Source organism: Pseudarthrobacter sp. CC12, from assembly GCF_039907755.1.
GTDB lineage: Bacteria > Actinomycetota > Actinomycetes > Actinomycetales > Micrococcaceae > Arthrobacter > Arthrobacter niigatensis.
The window spans coordinates 1-21,973 of sequence record NZ_JARDJH010000045.1 but is presented as its reverse complement, the minus strand read 5'-3'; the positions used below and the strand labels follow the sequence as shown (position 1 = coordinate 21,973).

Sequence of the window (21,973 nt, the reverse complement as noted above, 5' to 3'; positions counted from 1 at the left end):
CCGTTCAGGATGGGTTGCTGGTTTCACCCAGTTGGAGTCTGACCGAAATGAGGGTCCGTGAGCCATAAGTACTTCCGGCCTTGATGCCTGCTACCGGCTGGAGTAGTAAGCCGCGGCCATGTCCTGCTTGCTGCGGCCCTGCCCGGCTGCCCGGTCCAGCCTTGCGGCGAACGCTTCGGCACCGTCAAGCTTCAAGCCCTGCTCGGCGGCGGCATCGACAATCAAGTGTGCGTCCTTGCAGGCGGTGTCCACGGCGAAGGACGCCGGCTCGAGTCCCCCGTCCAGGATGAGCCCCATCTTGGTCCGCAGGTAGGGAAGGTCCAGGCCGCCGCCGTCGATCACGTCGAGGAACTGCTGCGCATCGACGCCCAGCGCCTCCGCCAGAGCAACCACCTCACCGGCCGCATTGGAGGCAGCAATGACCCAACTGTTCACCACGAGTTTCAGCCGGGTAGCGGAGCCGTCGGCAGGGTCCTGCCCCGTCCAGATGGTCCGGGCCCCGATGGCATCCAGCACCGGCACCACCCGCCGGCGCACCGAATCGGGTCCGGCGGCAAGCACCAGGAGCTGGCCGGCTTCAGCCGGGGCCCGGGTGCCGGAAACGGGCGCCTCCACCAGGTCCAGGCCGAGCTCCGCGGCCAGTTTGGCCAAAACGGGAACGTCCTGGACGCCCACCGTGGTGGGCTGCACCCAGGCCATGCCGGGCCGGACGCCGGGGGCCGCAGCCCGCATGACATCTTCCACCGCGGCCGCGTCGAAGAGCATGGTCAGGACCACGTCGGCCGCCTTGACGGCGTCGGAAGGGTTGGCGGCACGCCGGGCGCCGTCAGCAGCCAGGGGTTCCGTTTTGGCCCCGTCCCGGTTCCATACCGAGACTTCATGGCCGGCCCGCAGGAGGTTCCGGGCCATGGCTGCTCCCATGATTCCCGTCCCGAGCACTGCGACTTTGAGCTTGGTATCCATCGAGTCCTTCTCCTGGCTGCGTTGGGGTCTGCGTCTACCTATTCAAGGTCTCCATGATTTCCCGACTTATTCATGCCAATGCTTTTCGGCACGCACGTTCCGGCAGAATGTCGGTGCCCAGGCCTAGACTCGTGCCCATGAGCGACAGCAACCAGGAAACAATCGGCAGCCCCGAACCGGAACCGAATGCAGGACTCAACAGGGACCCGGAAGACTGGGTGACGGGGGATGAGCCCATGACGGCGGCGCAGCGAAGCTATCTCGATACCCTTGCACGCGAGGCGGGCGAGGAACTTCCCGCGGACCTGAGCAAGGCGGACGCGTCAAAGCACATCGACCGGCTGCAGCAGCGCAGCAACCGCGTGGGCGGCGATGGGGACAACAACGCCGGCAGTTAGGCACATTGACGGTCGACGCCGGAAGTGACGGCGGTTCCAAAGGAGCCCCGTCAGTGGCTGCGTTGGGCCGGCTGGATCAGGCGCCAGCCAATGGCTTACCAGACCTGGTGTTCGCGGGTGAGGCCGAAGGGGACGGCGTCGCTGAGGTCCACCGTGAACTTGTCCACGCCATGGCGGGTCACCAAAATGCCGCGCCGGCCGATGAGTGCATGTGCCTTGGCGGCTGCGACAGCGGCGTCGAGCTCGGTGTCCATGCTCTGGCGGTCGGACACGGTGAGGGTCAGGGGGAAGTTCATGGGTCTAGCCTTTGTGTGTTGGGGGTAGGGGGTGATATCCAACGCCTGCGCTCCCCAAGGCTGCAGGCGAAGTTGGGAACCTTTGTGCCCAGCTCATGATGCCCGAGTGATGGATCACCAGCAACTTGAAAAATCAAGTAATAAGTCGCCGCAGGTCAAGGCGTGACGGCTCGAGCCTGCCTCGGCAATTACGGGCGCCAAAGCACCGTGAATTAGAGTTGGACAGGAGTGGAAGCTGTTTCCGAACGGCTCCGCTGCCCTGACCCAGCCCTGCGGCAGAACCCAGCCACCAGCACGACACCACACGTGTGCCACGACCTGACAAGGATCCGCCATTTCCACCGACGCCCTCTTCGGCAACCTGACCAGGATCCGCAACGTCATCCTCCCCACCCCCGTGCGCAGCGCACTGAATTCCGGGCGCGGACTGCTGGGCGGCTTCATCGTGGTGCACCTTGTCTTCCTGGTCTTCGCCGCTTCCCTCTCCCTGCGCGGGGAAGCCTTCAGCGACACGTTCATCTACCGTGACTGGGCCATGGCCGGCTTCAACGACGCGAACTTGAGGGGTGGCCCCAGCCCCTGGGTATACCCCATCCTGGCCCTGTTCCCCATGGCCATTGCGGGCCTCGCAGGTCCTGGACCGTTCTTCTTCCTCTGGGTCCTCATGACAACACTGCTCAACGGCTGGGCGCTGCTGAAACTCACCGCACGGGGCCGCAACGCCAACGCCATCCCCGCGGGCTGGTGGTGGCTGGCCTTTACGTTCCTTATGGGCTGGCTGGGATTCGCCCGCGTTGACGGCCTCACCGCCCCCCTGGTCCTCGTGGCGCTGGCATACGGCGTCCAGCGCCCGTTCATTGCCTCGGTCCTGCTGGCCATCGGCACCTGGGTGAAGGTGTGGCCGGCGGCCATCATGCTGGCCCTCTTCGCCGTCGTCAAGAACCGCCTGCTGGTGGTACTGGCTGGAATCGCGACGACGGCGGGCGTCATTGCGGTGGCGGCAGCCCTGGGCAGCGTCCCCAAGCTCCTGAACTTCCTCACCCAGCAGGGCGACCGCGGCATGCAGCTCGAGGCCACCTTCACCACCCCGTGGCTGTGGCTTTCCGTCCTGAACGTGGGCGGCTCCCGGATGTACATGAACACGGACATCAACTCCATGCAGGTGGACGGTCCGGGCACCGCCACCATGTCCGTGCTGATGCAGCCGCTCCTGGTCCTGGCCGCCCTGCTGGTGGCTGGCCTGGCTTTCTGGGCGCTCCACAACGGCAAGCAGCACAAGGTGGCCGGCGGCGTGGACCGGACTGAATTGCTTCTGGCCGGCGCCCTCGCCCTGGCAGCCGCCTTCGTGGTGTTCAACAAGGTGGGTTCGCCCCAGTTCATGGTGTGGCTGGGCCCTGCCGTCGCCGTCGGCCTCGCGCACAGCTGGCGCGAATGGCGCGTTCCGGCATTGATGCTGATCGCCATCGCTGTGGCCACCTACTTCATCTACCCGCTCTTCTACGACGCCCTCAGCCACAACAACCCGTGGATGGCGCTGGTGCTGACCATCCGCAACATCCTGGTGGTGGTCCTGTTCCTGTGGAGCGTCCGGCGCCTGTATTCGCTGGGCAAGAAGACTGCCGCACCCGCCCCCGCGCTCAAGGAGACCTGAGATTTCCACAAGGTTCTTTGACCGTTTGGTGACGGTCCGCAGCAAGGTCCTGCCGGCCAAAGCAGTGGATTGGTTCGCCCGCCCGTCCAGCGTGTGGTGGGGCTTCGCCGTCGTCCATCTGTACTTCCTGGGCTGGATGGCGTCCTTCTTCCTGAACGGCGAAACGTTCAGCGACACCGAGCAGTACCGGCAGTGGGCCACGGCCGGGTACAACCCGGCGGACCTCACCGGGAAGATCAGCCCGTGGGTTTACCCGGTCCTGGCGCAGATCCCCATTTTCGTCGCCAACATCGCCGGGCCCAGCCTCTACCTGCTGGTGTGGTTCCTGATTATCGCGGCACTCAATGCCGTCGGCCTGCTCTACCTGACCCGCGGCCCGCGGAGGGTGACGGGCGTGGCCCCGGCCTGGTGGTGGCTGTTCTTCACCGTCTTCATGGGCTACCTGAGCTTCGCCAGGGTGGAAGGCATCACCGCACCGATCGTGCTGATCGCGCTGCTCTACGCCGCGGAGCGGCCCGTGGTGGCGGGCGTCCTGCTCAGCATCGCCACGTGGATCAAGGTGTGGCCGGCAGCGGTGCTGGTACCCATCGCCATCGCCAGCCACAAGCGCGTCCAAGTGGTGCTCGCCGGCGCCGCCGTGACCGCCGTCGTGGGCCTGGGGACCTGGCTGACCGGCGGCCTGCCGCACATCATGGACTTCCTGTTGAACCAGGGCGAGCGCGGCATGCAGCTTGAGGCCACGTTCTCCACACCGTGGGTCTGGCTGAGCGTGTTCCACATTGCCGGCTCGAAGATGGCGGACAACACGGCCATCAACTCCACCGAGGTTTACGGTCCGGGAGCCAGTACCGCAGCTTTCCTGATGCAGCCGCTGCTGGTCCTGGCCGCCGTGATTGCAGCCATCCTGCTGGTGCGCGCCATGCGGCGGGGCGCCGAACGTGAGGAGCTGTTCCTCGAGGGCTCCCTCATGATGGTCACGGCGTTCATTGTGTTCAACAAGGTGGGCTCGCCGCAGTTCATCATCTGGCTGGCACCGGTGATCATCGCCGGCCTGACCCACGACTGGGAGCGCTGGAAGGTGCCTGCGGCGCTGCTGATGGGCATCGCCATGACCACGTTCGTGATCTACCCGCTGTTCTACACGCCCCTGATCCACGCCCATCCAGTCATGGCGGCCATCCTCACCACCCGCAACGTGCTGCTGGTGGTGCTGCTGTGGTGGTCGGTGAAGCGGACGGCCGAGCTGGGGCGCAGGACGTCCTCCCGGGTACCCGCGGGCGCGTAGCCGTTTCGGGCGCGCTTCGCCCGACTAGCGGCTTTTGGACCGGTCGACGGCGGCGGGGGCCTGGGGTGCGCTACGGCGGCGTGCCGCCCTGCGCTCCACCGCCCACTGCCAGCCGCGGCGGCCCAGGTCCAGCGGCCTGCCCTCGATGAGCAGTTTCCGGGTGTGGATGTCCAGCACCAGCAGGTAGAACGTGAAGGCCAGGGCGGTGAAGAATGCCAGGGATGACGCGTCGATGGGCAGTTCCACGAAGGACCAGACCGAGAGTTGGTCCTGCGCGCCGAACACCACGAAGAACGTCACGCCGACGTAGAGTGAACGGATCTGCCAGTCGTCCCGGATGCCGGTGACGGCCAGGAACGGCAGGAACCACAGGATGTACCAGGGCTGGATGATGGGTGAGAGCATCACGACGGCGGTGAACGCCAGGGCCATCCGGCGCACCGCACGGGAGTAGTCGCCGCGGAACATGAGCAGCAGGACCAAGGCGATGGCGGCCCACTTCATGGCGGTCCGCAGCCAGGTGGCCAGCGTTCCGCCGGGCAGGCCCAGGGCGTTGGCGAGCATCTCCACCTGCTGGCCGATGAAACCGGACGGCGAGTAGCCGGTGTAGCCGGGGGTGGGATCCATAATGGCCCAGGTCCAGCCGATGCCCAGGTTGTAGGGGATGCCGCTGAGGGCCAGCACGCCGAAGCTGATGCCGGCCGTTGCTCCCCACATCAGGAATTTGCGTGGCCAGGAGGCAGACGGTCCTGCCCACATGACACCGATGAACGGCAGCAGCAGCACGGTGATGGGCTTGATGCCCACGGACGCGGTGACCAGGAGGATGCCCAGCAGGTAGCGGCGGGTGGCGGCCAGGTAGACGCCGGCGACGGCGAGCCCCACCATGAGTGCGTCGTTGTGGGCGCTGGCGATGAAGCTGATGAGGAACAACGGGTTGGCCACGGAGATCCAGAGGGCCCGTGCACCGTTGATGCCGTGCAGTTCGGCCAGTTTGGGTACGTAGATGACGCAGAGCAGGACGCCGACGCCGGCCAGGAGGCGGAACAGCAGGACCGAGGCATCCGGTTGGGCACCGGTCAGCCCCACCACAGCCCGCGCGAGCCACAGGAAGTAAGGTCCGTAGGGGGTCCGGTTCTCGGCCCAGGCGGGGTCGGCGCCCAGGGCAAACCAGTTGTTGAGCGTGGAGATGCCCACTTCGTAAGGGTTCTGGCCCTCCTGGACCAGGCGTCCCTGCCCGGTGTAGGCGTAGACGTCGCGGGAAAAGACGGGGACGCAGAACAGCAGGGGCAGCGACCAGGCCGAAATGGCGATGACAACGGACCGCAGCGACGACTGCCCCCAGTCCCCCAACCGCTGGCCAAGCCTCAACCAGGAGCGCATCAGCAGCATGGCTCCGGCCGTCAGCAGCACGGTGGACACCGCCACACCCCACCCTTCGGTGCGGAGCGCGATCACCACCGGCTGGCGGATCATGGGTGAGCCGTTGGCGATCCAGCCGGTGCCGATGGAGCCGACAAACATCATGAGGGCGCCGATGAAGCCTTCGATGGTGGCGAGGTAGGCGCGGCCCCTGGCAGGCGCGGAGGCGTCGACCGGTTTGCCCGGCCTGCTCTCCGACGTCTCAAGGTGTGACCCGCCTGCCGTCATGATTGTGTGGTCCCCTACTTTGTTACGGCGTTGGTTGCACCGGCTCTATGGGCCGCCCTGCAACCCGGTCATTTTATCAGCCACGCTTACTGCTCCTCTGGGAGCGCGGGGTAGTGTTGCATAGGCAGCCGAGAGTCACCCGGCTCCTTTCTTCTCCACCCAATTGTCGTCCATGACAGGGTTGGACCGTGCGCATCGTGGCGCGCACTACATTGCCCACCCCGCTCTTGCCCAAGAGCCAAGTCCTTGGAGCCGCTCCTTGGCCGTCGCCGACCGCCCCCGCCCCACCCGGCAACCGGATAATGTCCTGGCCGCGCTCCGCTCTCCCCGGCAGCTGACCCGTGAGGTCCTCGCCGGCATGGTCACCACGCTCGCACTGGTCCCGGAGGTCATTTCGTTCTCGATCGTGGCCGGGGTGGATCCGATGGTCAGCCTGGTCGCCTCCATCGTGCTCGCCGTGGCGATGTCCATCCTCGGCGGACGGCCCGGCGTCGTGACGGCCGCCGCCGGCTCGGTGGCCCTGGTCATCGCCCCACTGGTCCACGAGCACGGCGTCCAGTACGTCCTGCCCACGGTGCTTCTCGCCGGCGTCATCCAGGTGGTCTTTGGCCTGGCAGGCCTTGCCCGGCTGATGCGGTTCATCCCGCGCTCGGTGATGATCGGGTTCGTTAACGCCTTGGGTGTGCTGATCTTTATGGCGCAGGTGCCGCACGTCCTCAATGTTCCCTGGCTCGCCTACGTCCTGTTCGCCGTAACGCTGGCCATCATTTTCGTCCTCCCGCGCTTCACCAAGGTGGTCCCGTCGCCGCTGGTGGCCATTGTCGTCGTCACGGCGATTGCCATCCTTGCGGGCCTTGCTGTTCCGACCGTCGCCGACGAAGGGCCTCTCACCGGCCGGATGCCGGGAATCACCCCGTTCCTGGTTCCGCTTGATGTTGGGACGTTCCGGCTGGTGCTGCCCACGGCCCTGAGCGTGGCGTTCGTCGGCCTCATGGAAACCCTCCTCACGGCGAAACTGGTCGATGACATCACTGAAACCCCCTCGCACAAGGGCCGCGAGTCGTGGGGCCTGGGCGTCTCGAACATCCTCGCCGGCTTCTATGGCGGCATCGCGGGCTGCGCTATGATCGGCCAGACGGTCCTCAACGTGAAGACCGGGCAGGCGCGTACCCGTATCTCGACGGTTGTGGCCGGGGTGTTCCTGCTGGCCCTGGTGACGGGGCTTAGCTCGATCATGGCGCAGATTCCCATGGTGGCCCTTGCCGCGGTCATGATGGTCGTGGCCGTTACCACGGTGGACTGGCACAGCGTCAAACCGTCCACGCTGAAGCGGATGCCGGTCCCCGAGACGCTCGTCATGGGTGCCACTGTCGCCGTGGTGGTCTTCACCGGCAACCTCGCCTACGGCGTGCTGGTGGGCGTCATCCTGGCGATGGTGCTCTTCGCCCGCCGGGTGGCCCACGTCATCACCGTCGAGCGGACCCTGGCGGACGACGGCGGGAGCGTGCGTTATGAGGTGGTGGGGCCGCTGTTCTTCGGCAGCAGCAACGACCTGGTGGAGCATTTCGCGTACGGCGACGATCCCGCCTCGGTGACCATTGACCTTAGCCGCGCCCAGATTTGGGACGCGTCAACGGTGGCCGCCTTGGACTCCATCGAAACCAAATACGCGGACCACGGCGCGACGGTGGCCATCGAAGGCCTCGATGAGCGCAGCACCGGTTTCCACCGCCGCCTCACTGGGCATCTGGGCGCCTGACCAGGCCGGTCCTGCCTGAGGAATGGCTTCCTCGGTCTACCCTGAGCCATGAGCTTCCAACAGAAGACCTGGCACGAGAAACACAAAGCTTCCCTGAGCACGGGACAGCGGGCCGCTGACATCATGCGCAACGGAATGGGAAGCTGGCCCTTCGTTGCCAGCTTTATCGGCTTCATGCTCATCTGGGCTGCCATGGCCCAACACGACTACGACACCAATATCGAAGCGAAAAAGGAGATCGAGCTCCTGATCTCCATGAACCGGGTCCAGCTGGAAATCCTGCAGGAGCTGAAGAAGGCGGCATCCCCCTAGGCCCCGCCCCCTTCAGTCCGCGGGAGCTGCCGTGGATTCGCGGACAATCACATGCGTGGCCAGTTCCACACGGTGGGAATCCAGGACCTCGCCGCGCGCTTGGCGCAGGAGTGATCTGAGGGCAGCCCGCCCCATCTCCTCGAGGGGCTGCGCCACCGACGTGAGCGCCGGTACGCATTCCTCGCCCTGGATGGTGCCATCGAAACCGACCAGGCTGATGTCCCCGGGAACCTTCAGGCCGCAGTGGGCCGCCTCGCTGAGCACGCCCAGGGCGATGCTGTCGCTTCCGGCGAAAATGGCCGTGGGGGGCTTCTTGAGGCCAAGCAGCGCCTTCATCCCGGACACCCCACTGTCCCGGCGGAACCTGCCGCCGGAAATGATGTACTGCGGATCCACGGAGATGCCATGGGCAGCGAGGGCCGCCATGTAGCCGTGGAGCCGCGCCTGGTTGCACTCGGCCCGCTCGATCCCGCCGATGTAGGCAATGCGCCGGTGGCCCAGTTCCAGCAGGTGTTCAGTGGCCGCCTTGCCGCCGGCCCAGTTGGTGGCGCCTACGCTGACAACGTCCGCGGGGGGCGGGTTGAGCGGATCGATCACCACCACGGGAATCCGGCGCCGCCGGAAGGCGTGCATCTGCGCCTCGCTGAATGCCGAGGTCACCACGATCATTCCCGCCCGGCCTTCGTCGACCATCCGCTGGGCGCGGCGCTCGGCGGTGTGCACCGTGGGGGTCGACGGACCGGCGACGCTTACCAGGACCTCGACATCCTCGGCAGCGGCGAACTGCAGGATCCCGTCCAGGACCTCCGTGGTATAGGCCGAGGTCAGGACGTCCACCACCACCTCGATCACGGTGCTGGTCCTCGCCACGGAACGGCGCTGCACGGGGGATTTATAGCCCGCCTGCTCCAAAGCGGTCAGAATGCGGGCGCGGGTCTCCGGCGCAACATCTTCGCGGCCGTTGACCACCTTGGACACCGTGGGGGTTGAAACCCCCGCCTGCAAGGCAACAGCTGCCAGGGTTGCCTTCGCCGGCCGTGCAGTCTTCGCCACTGACTTATCCACTCTTTCGAAACATTTCGCTTATGGTTATCTTGCCCGCGTTCCATCAAGGCGTCAACCGGATACAGGCGGGTACAGGTCACAGCCAATGGCATTACCCCTTGACTGTGACTCAACTCACGGCTAGATTGGCACCACCGCTCGCAAAGTTTCGAAAACTTTCGAAAGCTGCGCGGTACGACCACCGACCGAATTGATGCGGGCTATCCGCCTCGGAGCCGAGGCAAACGCCTGCTTCACACGTTACCGGGACCCAGCGTTGAGCCCGGAGGATGAACGGAAACGAAATGAAGATTCGAAAGTTGCGCTCGGCAGCGTTGGCAATTTCCGCAGCAGGTCTGGCAGTCAGCCTCGCGGCCTGCGGTTCGTCAGGTCCTGCCGGCTCAAACGTCAGCAGTGATTCGGCCACCATGTGGGGACTCACCGGCGGCAACCAGCCGGTGCTCCAAAAGTCGGTGGATGACTGGAACCAGGCCAACCCGGACAAGTCCATCAAACTGGATTTCTTCGCCAATGACGCCTACAAGACCAAAGTCCGCACCGCCGTCGGCGCCGGCGAAGGCCCCACCTTCATTTACGGCTGGGGCGGCGGAGTCCTGAAGTCGTACGTCGACGCCAACCAGGTTGACGACCTGACCACCTTCATCAAGGACAATCCACAGGTCAAGGACCGCTACCTTCCCTCAGTCCTAAAAAACGGTGAAGTGAACGGCAAGACCTACGCACTGCCGAACAACAACGTCCAGCCGGTAGTCCTCTACTTCAACAAGGACGTCTTCGACAAGGTGGGAGCCCAGCCCCCGAAGACCTGGGATGAGCTGATGGCCCTGGTGCCTAAGTTCAAGGAAGCCGGTATTGCCCCGTTCTCCCTGGGCGGCCAGTCCAAGTGGCCGGACCTGATGTGGCTTGAGTACCTCGTCGAGCGCATCGGCGGCCCCGAAGTCTTTGCCAACATCGCAGCCAACAAGCCCGGAGCCTGGTCCGACCCCGCCGTCAAGGAGGCGCTGACCAAGATCCAGGACCTGGCCGACGCCGGCGGGTTCATCAACGGCTTCTCTTCAATCGCGGCAGACAGCAACGCAGACCAGGCACTGATGTACACCGGCAAGGCCGCCATGATCCTGCAGGGTGGCTGGATCTACCAGGGCATGAAGAAGGACGCCGCCGACTTCGTCAAGAGCGGAAAGCTGGGGTACACCACCTTCCCGACCGTCCCAGGCGGCAAGGGTGACCCTGCGAACGTGGTGGGCAACCCCTCCAACTTCTGGTCCATCTCCGCCAAGGCCACGGATGCCCAGAAGAAGGCCGCCCTCGACTACGTCAAGGACGGCATGTTCACCGGCGCCAACACCGACGCCTTGATCAGCTCCGGAGCTGTGCCGGTGGTCAAGGGAATCGAAGACAAACTGGCCGCCTCACCCGACAAGGACTTCCTGACCTTCGTCTACGGACTGGCCAAGAACGCCCCCAGCTTCACCCTCTCCTGGGACCAGGCCCTCAGCCCCGCGCAGGGTGACGCCATGCTGTCCAACCTGGACCAGATCTTCCTCAAGAAGATCAGCCCTGACCAGTTCATCAGCACCATGAACGCCACGATCGGAAAGTAAGGGACCATGACGGCTCTTGGTTCCGCCAACCGGGGGGTCCGCGACGCGGGCCCCTCGGGGTGGCTCGCAGTCCCGGCCCTGGTCTTCTTCCTGGCGTTCGCTGTTGTCCCGCTGATCGGCGTCGTCTTCCTCAGCTTCACCAGCTGGAACGGTTTGGGCGAGATCAAGCTGGACGGCCTGTCCAGCTGGACCACGGTCCTTACGGATCCGGTCACCGGCAACGCGTTGGTGGTCACCGCGAAGATCATGTTCTTCTCGTTCATCGTCCAGGCGCCCATCAGCCTGCTGCTGGGCGTCTTCACGGCCGGCGGCCAAAAGTACCGCGCCGCCCTCGCCGTGCTCTACTTCCTGCCGTTGCTGCTGTCGTCCGCGGCAGTTGCCATCGCCTTCAAGGCCCTGCTCGATCCCAACTTCGGCCTGGGGCCCGGATTCAACCTGCCCGTCCTTGCCCAGGACTGGCTTGGCAACTCGGATCTGGTCCTGTTCGTGGTGGTCTTCGTCATTGCCTGGCAGTTCGTTCCATTCCACACGCTGATCTACCAGGGCGGCGTACGCCAAATCCCCACATCGCTGTACGAGGCTGCTGAGATCGACGGCGCGGGACGCTTCCGCCAGTTCTGGAACATCACGCTGCCCCAGCTGAAGTACACGGTCATCACGTCCTCCACCCTGATGGTGGTGGGCAGCCTCGCGTACTTCGACCTTATCTTCGTGCTCACCGGGGGTGGCCCCGGCTACAGCACCCGGCTGCTTCCGCTGCATATGTACCTGACGGGCTTCAAGGCCAACGACATGGGCGCCGCGAGCGCCCTGGGAGTCATTCTCGTCGTCATCGGACTGGGCCTTGCGCTCATCCTCCAGCGGTTGGGCGGCAAAAACCGCAACGCAAGCCAATTGGAAGGTGCCTGATGGCGTCCACAACCCAACTTCCCGTCCCACCGGCCCCCACCGCCGGCGGCATCACCGCCTCACCGGTTACCCGCACCAAAGGCCCCGGACGGCTCCGGCCAAACTTCCTTGGCGGCCTGGGCGGCTGGCTTTGGCTGGCCATCATCATCGTCCCCATCTATTACGTGGTGATCACCAGCTTCAAGAACCAGGCTGGCTTCTTCACCTCCAACCCCATGCTCCCGGCAACGGACCCGACGCTGGACAACTACAAGCTGGTCCTGGAGAACAACTTCGTCAGGTACTTCACGAACAGCCTGATCGTCACCCTGGGCACAGTCCTGCCTGCCCTGCTGGTGTCCTTCATGGCCGCATACGCCATTGTCCGCGGCAAGGGCCGGTTCCTGGGCCTGACGAACAACCTGTTCCTCCTTGGCCTTGCCATCCCCCTGCACGCCACCATCATCCCTATCTACTGGATGATCACCCGGGCGCACATGTATGACACCCTGTTGGCCCTGATCCTTCCGTCCGTGGCCTTTGCCATCCCGGTCAGCGTGCTCATCCTGTCCAACTTCATGCGCGATGTCCCCAATGAGCTTTTCGAATCGATGCGACTGGACGGTTGTTCCGACTGGGCCATGATGTGGCGCCTCGCGCTCCCCATGACCAAGCCGGCGGTCATCACGGTCGGCATCTACAACGCCCTGCACGTCTGGAACGGTTTCCTTTTCCCGCTGATCCTGACGCAGAGCCCGGCAACCAGGGTCCTGCCGCTGTCACTGTGGACCTTCCAGGGCGAGTTCAGCGTGAACATCCCTGCCATTCTCGCCTCCGTCGTCCTGGCGACCCTTCCCCTGCTGGTGGTTTACGTCGTCGCCCGCCGTCAACTGCTGAGCGGCCTCACCGCCGGCTTCAGCAAGTAGAAAGGACTCCTCCATGACCACCGCCAAACCCCTGCGGGTCGGCATGGTGGGCTACGCCTTCATGGGTGCCGCCCACTCCCACGCCTGGCGCACCGCGCCACGGTTCTTCGACCTGCCGCTGCGGCCACAGCTCACCGCGGTGGCGGGCAGGAATGCCGACGGCGTCCGAGCGGCCGCTGAGAAGCTGGGCTGGGAGTCGGTGGAGAGCGACTGGCGGCGCCTGATCGAGCGCGACGACATCGACCTCATCGATATCTGCACGCCCGGCAACACCCATGCCGAGATTGCCATCGCGGCCCTCGAAGCCGGTAAGCACGTGCTGTGCGAAAAGCCGCTGGCCAACTCCGTGGAGGAAGCCGAGCGGATGACACTGGCAGCGGAGACCGCCGCCAAGAACGGTGTCCTCTCGATGTGCGGCTTCAGCTACCGCCGCACGCCGGCCCTGGCGCTGGCCCGGCGGTTCGTGGACCAGGGACGGCTGGGCGAGATCCGCCATGTCAGGGCCCAGTACCTGCAGGACTGGCTCACCGACGCAAACGCCCCCATGACGTGGCGGCTGGACAAGGAGAAGTCCGGCTCCGGCTCCCTGGGTGACATCGGAGCGCACAGCATCGACGCCGCCCAGTGGGTTACGGGCCTGAACATCAGCGGGGTTTCGGCACTGCTGGAGACCTTCGTGCAGGAACGCCCGCTGGCCGGCGACCTGGTGGGCCTCGGCGGCCACGGCGACCTCAGCAGCGACGCCCCGCGCGGGAAGGTCACCGTAGATGATGCGGCCATCTTCAGCGCAAGGTTCGACGGCGGCACCTCGGCAGGTGCCGTGGGCGTCTTTGAAGCCACGCGCTACGCGCTGGGCCGGAAGAACGCCATGCGGCTGGAGGTCAACGGCACCAAGGGTTCCCTCGCCTTCGATTTCGAAGACATGAACGCCCTCTCCTTCTACGACGCGGCCGATTCCCCCGACGCGGGGTTCCGGAAGATCTTCGTCACCGAGCCCGAGCACCCTTACGCCGGAAACTGGTGGCCCACCGGCCACGGCCTGGGGTATGAACACGGCTTCACCCACCAGGTGGTGGACCTTGTCACGGCCATCGGCGAAGCCCGCCAACCGGAACCGTCCTTCGCGGACGCCCTGCAGGTGCAGCGGGTCCTGGCCGCCGTGGAGTCCAGTGCCGCAAATTCCAGCCAGTGGCAAAAAGTCTGAGCAGCGGTTCGGCACGGCAACGACCAGCTTCAAGCGATCCAAGGAATAGACATGACACGACCAATCACGCTGTTTACCGGCCAGTGGGCCGACCTACCCTTCGAGGAAGTGGCGCGGCTCGCGGGCGAGTGGGGCTTCGACGGGCTGGAGATCGCCTGCTGGGGCGACCACCTGGACCCGCGCCGCGCGGCCGAGGACGACAACTACCTCCAGGGCCGGCTGGATATCCTCGAAAAGAACAACCTGAAGGTGTTCGCCATCGCCAACCACCTAACCGGACAGGCAGTGTGTGACGACCCCATCGACGAGCGCCACCAGGGCATCCTGTCAGCGGACATCTGGGGCGACGGCGAGCCCGAAGGCGTACGCCGCCGGGCAGCGGATGCCATGAAGGACACCGCCAGGGCTGCTGCCCGCCTGGGGGTGAAGACCGTCACCGGGTTCACGGGCTCCTCCATCTGGAAGGCGGTGGCCATGTTCCCGCCCGCCTCCCAGGCCATGATCGACGCCGGATACCAGGACTTCGCGGACCGCTGGAACCCCATCCTCGATGTGTTCGACGATGAGGGTGTCCGGTTCGCACTGGAGGTCCATCCGTCCGAAATCGCCTACGACTACTGGACAGCCAAGCGCACCCTTGAAGCCGTGGGGCACCGGGAGAATTTCGGCCTGAACTTCGATCCCTCGCACTTCATCTGGCAGGACCTGGACCCGGTGATGTTCCTGCAGGACTTCGCGGACAAGATCTTCCACGTCCACGTCAAGGAATCCGTGCGCCAACTGGACGGACGCAACGGCCGTCTCGGCTCCCACCTGGCCTGGGCGGACCCCCGCCGCGGCTGGGACTTCGTCACCGCAGGGCGCGGGGATGTCCAGTGGAACAGGATCTTCCGGACCCTGAACGCCATCGGCTACGAAGGTCCCACCAGCATCGAATGGGAGGATGCCGGCATGGACCGGCTCATCGGCGCTCCCCAGGCACTTGCCATGGTCCAGGAACTGGGCCGGATTGCCCCGCCCGCAGCGGCCTTCGACGCCGCGTTCGCCAGCCACTGACCCCAAGCCTTGCCGGCACGAGCCGGCAGCCAGACAAAGGAAACCTCAATGACAGATCGCAAGAATGCGCTGGTCGTCCGCGGCGGCTGGGACGGCCACCAGCCGTACGAGGCCACGGAGCTCTTCATTCCCTACCTCAAGGACAACGGCTACGACGTCCGGGTGGAGGAATCCCCCAAGGTCTACGCCGACGCCGAATACATGGCAGGCGTGGACCTGATCATGCAGTGCATGACCATGAGCACGATCGAAAAAGACGAGTTCGCCGGGCTGCGGGCGGCCGTGGAGAACGGCACCGGCCTGGCCGGCTGGCACGGCGGGATCGCCGATTCCTACCGGAACACCTCGGACTACCTGCACCTGATCGGCGGCCAGTTCGCCTGCCACCCCGGCAAGCACCCGGACGAGTGCAGCGGCGAGCAGTCGGACAACTACGTGCCCTATACCGTCAACATGCTGCCGGCCGCAGCAGACCACCCCATCACCAAGGGCATCAAGGACTTTGACCTGGTCACCGAACAGTACTGGGTCCTCTCGGACGACTACGTGGACATCCTGGCCACCACCACGCAAAAAGTCCGCGCGTGGGACCCCTGGAACCGCGAAGTGACGTCTCCCGCCATCTGGACCCGCCAATGGGGCAAGGGCCGGATCTTCGTGTCCACCCCAGGGCACCGCGTGGAAATCCTCCAGGACCAGAACGTACGCACCATCATCGAAAGGGGCCTGCTGTGGGCAAGCCGTTGAACGTCGGAATCATTGGCTGCGGAGCCATCATCGCGCAGTACCTCGCCAACTTCCGCCGGCTGGACCAGGTCCGGCTGGTGGCCGTCGCGGACCTGGACCCGGCACGTGCGCAGGCAGTTGCGGATGATTACGACGGCGTCCGCGCCCTGTCCGTGGAGGACCTGCTCTCCGCAGTCGACGTCGACCTGGTCCTGAACCTCACCATCCCGGCCGCACACGCCGACGTGGCACTGAGGGCGATCGCTGCCGGCAAAAGCGTCTATGGTGAAAAGCCCCTCGCTGCTACCACCGAAGAAGCCCGCCGGGTGCTGGATGCTGCACGGGACGCGGGCGTCGTCGTCGGCTGTGCACCTGACACCGTGCTGGGCACGGGGATCCAGACCGCCCGCAAGGCGATCGACGACGGACTGATCGGCGCACCCATCTCGGCGTCTGCCACCATGGCCACCCCGGGCCACGAACGCTGGCATCCCAACCCGGACTTCTACTACCAGCCCGGCGGCGGCCCCCTCCTCGATATGGGCCCCTACTACGTCACCGCTCTCGTGACACTGCTGGGTCCCGTGACGTCGGTACTGGGCGCCGCCAGCCACACCCGGGACGAGCGGACCATCGGCTCGGGGGCGCGGCAGGGCGAAAAAGTCCCCGTGACCATCGACTCCCACGTCACCGGCGTCCTGGTCCACGCCTCCGGGGCACTGTCTACGCTCTTCATGAGCTTCGACGCCGTAAAATCCAAGTCGCCAAACATCGAGATCCACGGTGAGCGCGGCTCCTTGGTGGTACCGGACCCCAACCACTTCGACGGGGACGTCGAACTGTTCCCGCTCGGTGCCACGGACTGGGAAACCCTTCCGGTGTCCGCCGGGTATGTTGATTCCGGCCGCGGGTTCGGCATCGCGGACCTGGCCGCCACCCCGCAGGGCAAGGAGCCCCGGGCCGGCGGCGCCCTTGCCTACCACGCCCTGGAGGTCATGGAATCCCTGCTGGAGTCCGCCCACAAGGGCACTTCGGTGGCGATCCACAGCACCGTCGCCCGCCCTGACCGCGTGGAGCTGACGGTCCTGGCGGAGCGGGCGGACGCACTCCAGCCCAAGTAGGCAGATTGGCGGAACCGTGCCGCCGGCGCAGCCCGGCTAGTACAGCTCGTCGCTGCGGGCGGCACGGTTCCGGCCCAGGGACTTGGCCCTGTACAAGGCAGCATCCGCGGAGGCCACGAGGTCGTCAACGTCGGAGGTCCCGGCGTCGTACGTGGAAATCCCGTAACTGGCGGTGGGCATCTCCATTCCGTTCAGGGTTTGGGCGACGGCCAGCCGCCTGCTGATCTCCTCCGCGATGGTTTCCGCGCGTTCGGCGCTAGCCCCCGGGACCAGGATGACAAACTCTTCCCCGCCGTACCTGCCGATCAGGTCGGTGGACCGGACCGTGGCAACGCAGGCGCCGGCGAAGGCCTGCAGCGCCAGGTCGCCGGCGGCATGGCCGTGGGTATCGTTGACCGCCTTGAAATGGTCCAGGTCGGCAAGGATCAGGGCCCCGGAGCCGCCCGTGATGCTCCGGTCGGCCAACTGCTCCGCCGCAAGGTCCATGAAGGCCTTCCGGTTCAACAGCCCGGTGAGGTCGTCCCGGGAAGCCACCACCCGCAGGGCGCGGGTCTGCTGCTCGCTGCTCAACGCCGCCATGCTGAAGGACACCACCACCAACAGCACCATGGTGACCATGGTGGTGACTGCCGATCCAAAGACGGTGACGAAAACGGGACCGTCGGGGCCTTCAACCAGGAACGCCAGCCAGCGGAAGAAGTAGAAAACGGACAGCCCGCCGGCGGCCACGGCCATGGGGATGCGTACCCGTGAGTAGCCCGGTTCCAGCCGCCACAGCTCGCGCGATGCCATGCCGATGGTCAGGCTCATCGCGGCGAGGAACACCGGGCCGCCGGACCAGGTATTGGTGGCGGGATGGTCCAGCAGGGAGGCAACCAGGGTGGCCAGGGGGATACCGGTAAAGGCCCATTTGGGCGGGCGCACCGTCCGCAGCGACCGCGCTCCGGCCCACACAGCAACACCGCCGTGGACCAGCAGGGTGTTGCCCACCGGGTTGGCCCACACCTGGTGGGGGGTGCCGTCCAGGAGGAAGCACCCCGATCCGGACAGGAAGAACAACAGGGCTGCGCACCACCAGGCGCTGTACGGCGAGCGCGTCACCCGGTAGGCGGAAAAATAGAACAGGACCACCAGCACCAGGGCCATCAGGCCGAAAGCGATGCGCAGGGTTGCCGTATCCAGAACCATGTGCCAGAAGTCCCCCCAAACGCGGCGAATGCTGCTCACGACAGTATTGCATTCCACCCTGACATCGCAGAAGGTCCTGCCCACCCCGGGAGCCTGCCTAGCGGGCGGAGGGTGTCCGCCCCCTGCGCTCCTGGCTCTGGTGCCCGACGCCGGCGGCTACTAAGGTGGGTCCCGGCCCCATCCTGCCGTTCCCGGCAGGGTGACGGGACCCGCACGAGGGAGAGGAGGTGGCTTTGATGACTGCAACTGGCGCGCGCCGTAAGCGCCCCGCACTGACACCATCAACCATCCTTTCCCATTGCACGCGCCTTTCCTGAGATACCTGCCGGATACCCCGCGCCTGCACCGGGAACCTTTCCGAGGAAACCAACGTGCATATTCCTTCAGGCAACGCCCTGGACAACCCTGGCATCAACAACCCATCAACAGCTGAGGGCCCCCTCGCTTACGGCTACACGCCCGCAGTCGCCCGCCATTTCGGAGCGCATCCCAACCCCGAGGCCACCGGCACCGGCCGGGTGGTGCGCGTGGACCGAACGCTGCTGCTGGTGGCCGTCGCTGACGGTCTGCTCCACCTGCCCTACCCGCTCACCGGCGACCAGCCCGTTACCGGCGACTGGGTCTGGATCGGCCCCAACCGCGCCGGCGCACGGCAGATCCTGGCCGTCCTGCCCCGCCGGTCCGAGCTCAGCCGCAAACGTGCCTTCGAGGACTCGTCGGCCGAGCAGGTCCTTGCCGCCAACATGGACACGGTTGGCGTGGTGGTGCCCGTGGACCGGCCGCTCACCCACAACCGGCTGGAACGGACCCTGGTGGCGGTATGGGACTCGGGAGCCACTCCCCTGGTGATCATCACCAAGGCCGACCTTGCGCAGGCGGACGACGTCGTCGGGAAGGTCATCCTGCAGGCGGCCGGCGTGGACGTAGTGACCACCTCAGCCGGGAACTGCAGCGGGATCGACGAACTGATGTCCCGTATCCCCGCCCGTGGCACCATCGTGCTCCTGGGTCCGTCCGGCGCGGGCAAATCCACCTTGATCAATGCCCTGGTGGGCCGCGAGGTCCAGCAGACCGGGGAGGTGCGGTCCGGCGACTTCAAGGGCAAGCACACCACTACCGCCCGCGAACTGGTGCCGCTGTCCAACGGTACGGTGCTGATGGACACCCCAGGGGTCCGCGGTTTCGGGCTGTTCGACGCCGGCGAAGGCCTGGGCGGCATGTTCGGCGATGTGGAGGAGCTGGCTGCCGGCTGCCGGTTTGCGGACTGCTCGCACGGAACTGAGCCAGGGTGCGCGGTCCGGGACGCAATTGACAGGGGCGTCCTGGAGGAGCGGCGCTGGAATTCGTACCTGAAGATGCAGCGTGAACTCGAAGCCCTGGCCCGCCGCTCCGACGTTGCTGCCCAGCGCGCTTACCACCGGGAGTGGCAGCAGAAGGTGGTGTCTGCGGGAAAGTCTCAGCGCTCCGCTGAGCGCGAGGCCTATGAACGCGGCAGCCGGAACGCCGGGAAAGGCCGGAACCGGAAGCGGTAGCGGCCCCTTGTTCCGGCGCAGGGGGTGGGGGGTAGGGTGCGGTCATGGACATCATCCTGGTACCCGGCTTCTGGTTGGACGCTTCATCGTGGGCGGAGGTGGCACCTGCCCTGGAGGCAGCGGGCCACCGGCCCCACCCCCTGACGCTGCCCGGACTGGAATCCGTGGACTCCAGCCGGGCCGGAATAGGGCTGCAGGACCACATTGATGCCGTGGTCCAGGCCGTCGACGCCATGGGCGGCAAGGTGGTCCTGGTGGGGCATTCGGGAGGTGGCGCAATCATCCACGGAGCCGTTGACGCACGGCCGGACAAGGTGCAGCGCGCCATCTATGTGGACAGCGGCCCACTGGGCGAAGGGGGTGTGATCAATGACGAACTGCCCGCCGAGGGTGACGACATTCCCCTTCCGCCCTGGGAAAGCTTCGACGACGCCGATCTGGTGGACCTGGACGACGGGCTTCGCCAGGCCTTCCGTGCCCGGGCCATTCCGGAGCCCCGGGGCGTGGCGTACGGCAAGCAGCAACTGCATGATGAAGGCCGCTACGACGTACCCGCCACCGTGATCGCATGCGAGTCTCCGTCCGCCATGATCCGTGAATGGGTGGCGGCCGGGCACCCGTTCGTCGCCGAGCTGGCCAAGGTCCATGACGTGGAGTACATCGACCTGCCCACAGGGCACTGGCCCCAATTCACCAAGCCGGAGCAACTGGCGCAGGCCATCCTGGCGGCCGTTGACCGCACCAACACCTCCCGGGTCTGAATTACCCTTGCGCAAGGCCGGCATGGTCTCCATAATAAATGAATGGCATTCATTTATTCGATCGCAACCGAGGGCAGTGCTGCCCCCGGGCATGTCCATACCGGGCCCGCGGGCCGCATGCCCGCAGAGTGGGAGTCCCACCAGCGGACGTGGATGGCTTTCCCGCCCCCCAATGACACCTTCGGCCCTGTGGGAAGCTCCACTTTGGACCGGGCGCGGGCCGCGTGGAGCAAGGTGGCCCGGGTCATCGCCCGCTATGAGCCCGTCACTGTCATCGCCGATCCACGGGATGCCACTCCCGCCCGGGAATGGCTCGGCCAGGGCATCGACGTCCTGGAGATTCCGCTGGACGACGCCTGGCTGGGTGACAGCGGCCCCACCTTCGTTCACTCGGCGGACGGCTCGCTGGCCGCCGTCGACTGGATCTTCAACGGCTGGGGCGCGCAGCACTGGGCCGCCTGGTCCAAGGACCAAAACGTTGCCCGAAGCGTGGCAGCCGGCATCGATGTGCCGGTGCGGCCGAGCTCCCTCGTGAACGAGGGCGGCGGATTCCACGTGGACGGCGAAGGCACCGTGCTGTTGACCGAGACGGTCCAGCTCGATCCCGGCCGCAACCCTGGCGCCACCAAGGAATCGGTCGAGGCGGAAGTCCACGCGGCCCTCGGCACCACCAAGGCCATCTGGCTTCCGCGCGGCCTCACCCGGGACTACGACGAATTCGGCACCCGCGGCCACGTGGACATTGTCGCCGCCTTTGGCGGGCCCGGCACCATCCTGTTGCACCGGCAGGACGATCCTGCCCATCCCGACCACGCGGTCTATCTTCAGCTGAAAGCCGTCCTCGGAGGCCAGCTGGATGCCCAGGGGCGGCCCCTGCGGATTATCGACGTTCCGGCCCCCACCACGCTCAAGGACGGCGAAGGTTGGGTGGACTGGTCCTACATCAACCACTACGTGGCCAACGACGTGGTGGTGCTCTGCGCCTTCGATGACCCCAACGACGCCATCGCCGCCGGCATCCTGGAACGTACCTACCCCGGACGAACCGTGGAACTGGTGGACGCCCGGGACATCTTCGCCTTTGGCGGTGGCATCCACTGCATCACCCAGCAGCAGCCGGCCCCGAAGGAGGAGGCCGCGTGAAACTGGTTAAGGAGCAGAAGCCCGCGCCCGCAGTCCGCCCATTCAACGTCGTCGAGGCCGGCGTCGGCCGGCTGCGTTCCGCGCTCGAGTCGGGCCAGGTCACCAGCGAGGAGCTGGTGGAGCTGTACCTGGAGCGAATCCGAAAATATGACTCATCAGGCATATGCCTAAATGCCATGGTGGTCATGAACCCGGAGGCCGTCGCTGAAGCGCAGGCGTCCGACCGGCGCCGGGCCGCCGGCTTCACGCTGGGCCCGCTGGACGGCATCCCCTACACGGCGAAGGAATCTCAATGATGTTGTCAACGACGATTCCGGTCCGGATTGCTACTTTCAGGGGTCCCAGCCTGCCGCCGTTGCCCCCTGGAACCGGTCACGGCAACACACCGGGACGGGGCGGGGATGCCGTTGTCGATGTTGCCCCTGTACCAGAGCCCGTATGGGGC

The 21,973-nt window shown here is 65.9% G+C and carries 20 protein-coding genes and 1 pseudogene; 16 read left to right on the top strand and 5 right to left on the bottom strand.

The features are described from left to right. Nucleotides 1-90 precede the first annotated feature (90 nt). Nucleotides 91-963: an NAD(P)-dependent oxidoreductase gene (locus PV772_RS20640; protein WP_347887396.1), complete on the bottom strand. Its 873-nt coding sequence runs from the start codon at nucleotides 961-963 to the stop codon at nucleotides 91-93. Nucleotides 964-1,100: 137 nt separating this feature from the next. On the opposite strand from PV772_RS20640, the gene PV772_RS20635 reads away from it, so the two are divergent. Then, nucleotides 1,101-1,361, top strand: coding sequence for a DUF3072 domain-containing protein (locus PV772_RS20635; RefSeq protein WP_141158746.1), 261 nt, complete (start codon nucleotides 1,101-1,103; stop codon nucleotides 1,359-1,361). 95 nt (nucleotides 1,362-1,456) lie between these two features. On the opposite strand, the gene PV772_RS20630 is transcribed toward PV772_RS20635, so the two are convergent. Beyond that, a complete protein-coding gene (locus PV772_RS20630) occupies nucleotides 1,457-1,657 on the bottom strand; it encodes a hypothetical protein (protein WP_141158747.1) in 201 nt (66 codons plus the stop codon). Nucleotides 1,658-2,054: 397 nt separating this feature from the next. On the opposite strand from PV772_RS20630, the gene PV772_RS20625 reads away from it, so the two are divergent. Next, nucleotides 2,055-3,308, top strand: a complete 1,254-nt coding sequence (locus PV772_RS20625) for a glycosyltransferase family 87 protein (RefSeq protein ID WP_347887395.1) — start codon at nucleotides 2,055-2,057, stop codon at nucleotides 3,306-3,308. A 28-nt stretch (nucleotides 3,309-3,336) separates the two neighbouring features. Then, on the top strand, nucleotides 3,337-4,593 hold the full coding sequence (locus PV772_RS20620; RefSeq protein ID WP_347887394.1) for a glycosyltransferase 87 family protein: 1,257 nt from the start codon (nucleotides 3,337-3,339) through the stop codon (nucleotides 4,591-4,593). Nucleotides 4,594-4,617: 24 nt separating this feature from the next. Here the strand turns inward: PV772_RS20620 and mptB are convergent, their stop codons facing one another. Further along, entirely contained in the window at nucleotides 4,618-6,243 is a 1,626-nt protein-coding gene (mptB, locus tag PV772_RS20615; protein WP_307362389.1) for a polyprenol phosphomannose-dependent alpha 1,6 mannosyltransferase MptB, read from the bottom strand. 259 nt (nucleotides 6,244-6,502) lie between these two features. Between mptB and PV772_RS20610 the strand changes: the two genes are divergently transcribed. After that, nucleotides 6,503-8,002 (top strand): SulP family inorganic anion transporter, encoded by a 1,500-nt coding sequence (locus PV772_RS20610; RefSeq protein WP_347887393.1) that lies wholly within the window; start codon nucleotides 6,503-6,505, stop codon nucleotides 8,000-8,002. A gap of 48 nt (nucleotides 8,003-8,050) precedes the next feature. Then, nucleotides 8,051-8,314 (top strand): hypothetical protein, encoded by a 264-nt coding sequence (locus tag PV772_RS20605; RefSeq protein WP_347887392.1) that lies wholly within the window; start codon nucleotides 8,051-8,053, stop codon nucleotides 8,312-8,314. Nucleotides 8,315-8,326: 12 nt separating this feature from the next. On the opposite strand, the gene PV772_RS20600 is transcribed toward PV772_RS20605, so the two are convergent. Then, complete coding sequence (locus PV772_RS20600) at nucleotides 8,327-9,367, bottom strand: substrate-binding domain-containing protein (protein ID WP_307362392.1); 1,041 nt, start codon at nucleotides 9,365-9,367, stop codon at nucleotides 8,327-8,329. A gap of 296 nt (nucleotides 9,368-9,663) precedes the next feature. Here PV772_RS20600 and PV772_RS20595 point away from each other — a divergent pair, with 296 nt between their 5' ends. From PV772_RS20595 to PV772_RS20565, 7 genes are read left to right on the top strand one after another with little or no spacing between them, the layout of a single operon-like run. Next, complete coding sequence (locus PV772_RS20595; protein WP_347887391.1) at nucleotides 9,664-10,983, top strand: extracellular solute-binding protein; 1,320 nt, start codon at nucleotides 9,664-9,666, stop codon at nucleotides 10,981-10,983. Nucleotides 10,984-10,989: 6 nt separating this feature from the next. Further along, nucleotides 10,990-11,892 carry a sugar ABC transporter permease gene (locus PV772_RS20590; RefSeq protein WP_141158755.1) on the top strand — a complete coding sequence of 301 codons (903 nt, stop codon included), beginning with the start codon at nucleotides 10,990-10,992 and terminating at the stop codon, nucleotides 11,890-11,892. Beyond that, on the top strand, nucleotides 11,892-12,797 hold the full coding sequence (locus PV772_RS20585; protein WP_141158756.1) for a carbohydrate ABC transporter permease: 906 nt from the start codon (nucleotides 11,892-11,894) through the stop codon (nucleotides 12,795-12,797). The genes PV772_RS20590 and PV772_RS20585 overlap by 1 nt, the downstream gene beginning before the upstream one ends. A 13-nt stretch (nucleotides 12,798-12,810) precedes the next feature. Then, on the top strand, nucleotides 12,811-14,001 hold the full coding sequence (locus PV772_RS20580; protein WP_347887390.1) for a Gfo/Idh/MocA family oxidoreductase: 1,191 nt from the start codon (nucleotides 12,811-12,813) through the stop codon (nucleotides 13,999-14,001). Nucleotides 14,002-14,052: 51 nt separating this feature from the next. Beyond that, nucleotides 14,053-15,057 (top strand): sugar phosphate isomerase/epimerase family protein, encoded by a 1,005-nt coding sequence (locus tag PV772_RS20575; protein ID WP_347887389.1) that lies wholly within the window; start codon nucleotides 14,053-14,055, stop codon nucleotides 15,055-15,057. A 48-nt stretch (nucleotides 15,058-15,105) separates the two neighbouring features. Beyond that, nucleotides 15,106-15,804, top strand: coding sequence for a ThuA domain-containing protein (locus PV772_RS20570; RefSeq protein WP_141182878.1), 699 nt, complete (start codon nucleotides 15,106-15,108; stop codon nucleotides 15,802-15,804). Next, on the top strand, nucleotides 15,789-16,904 hold the full coding sequence (locus tag PV772_RS20565) for a Gfo/Idh/MocA family oxidoreductase (RefSeq protein ID WP_347887388.1): 1,116 nt from the start codon (nucleotides 15,789-15,791) through the stop codon (nucleotides 16,902-16,904). The genes PV772_RS20570 and PV772_RS20565 overlap by 16 nt, the downstream gene beginning before the upstream one ends. A gap of 36 nt (nucleotides 16,905-16,940) precedes the next feature. Here the strand turns inward: PV772_RS20565 and PV772_RS20560 are convergent, their stop codons facing one another. After that, complete coding sequence (locus PV772_RS20560) at nucleotides 16,941-18,092, bottom strand: GGDEF domain-containing protein (RefSeq protein ID WP_347887406.1); 1,152 nt, start codon at nucleotides 18,090-18,092, stop codon at nucleotides 16,941-16,943. A gap of 371 nt (nucleotides 18,093-18,463) precedes the next feature. On the opposite strand from PV772_RS20560, the gene rsgA reads away from it, so the two are divergent. The 4 genes and pseudogenes from rsgA to PV772_RS20540 form a co-directional block, all read left to right on the top strand. Further along, entirely contained in the window at nucleotides 18,464-19,624 is a 1,161-nt protein-coding gene (gene rsgA / locus PV772_RS20555; RefSeq protein WP_347887387.1) for a ribosome small subunit-dependent GTPase A, read from the top strand. 44 nt (nucleotides 19,625-19,668) lie between these two features. Next, a complete protein-coding gene (locus PV772_RS20550; protein ID WP_347887386.1) occupies nucleotides 19,669-20,385 on the top strand; it encodes an alpha/beta hydrolase in 717 nt (238 codons plus the stop codon). 42 nt (nucleotides 20,386-20,427) lie between these two features. Continuing rightward, entirely contained in the window at nucleotides 20,428-21,528 is a 1,101-nt protein-coding gene (locus PV772_RS20545) for an agmatine deiminase family protein (protein WP_347887385.1), read from the top strand. Beyond that, a pseudogene (locus PV772_RS20540) lies at nucleotides 21,525-21,818 on the top strand (amidase family protein); the annotation flags it as partial. The gene PV772_RS20545 and the pseudogene PV772_RS20540, both read left to right, overlap by 4 nt. Nucleotides 21,819-21,973: the final 155 nt, after the last annotated feature.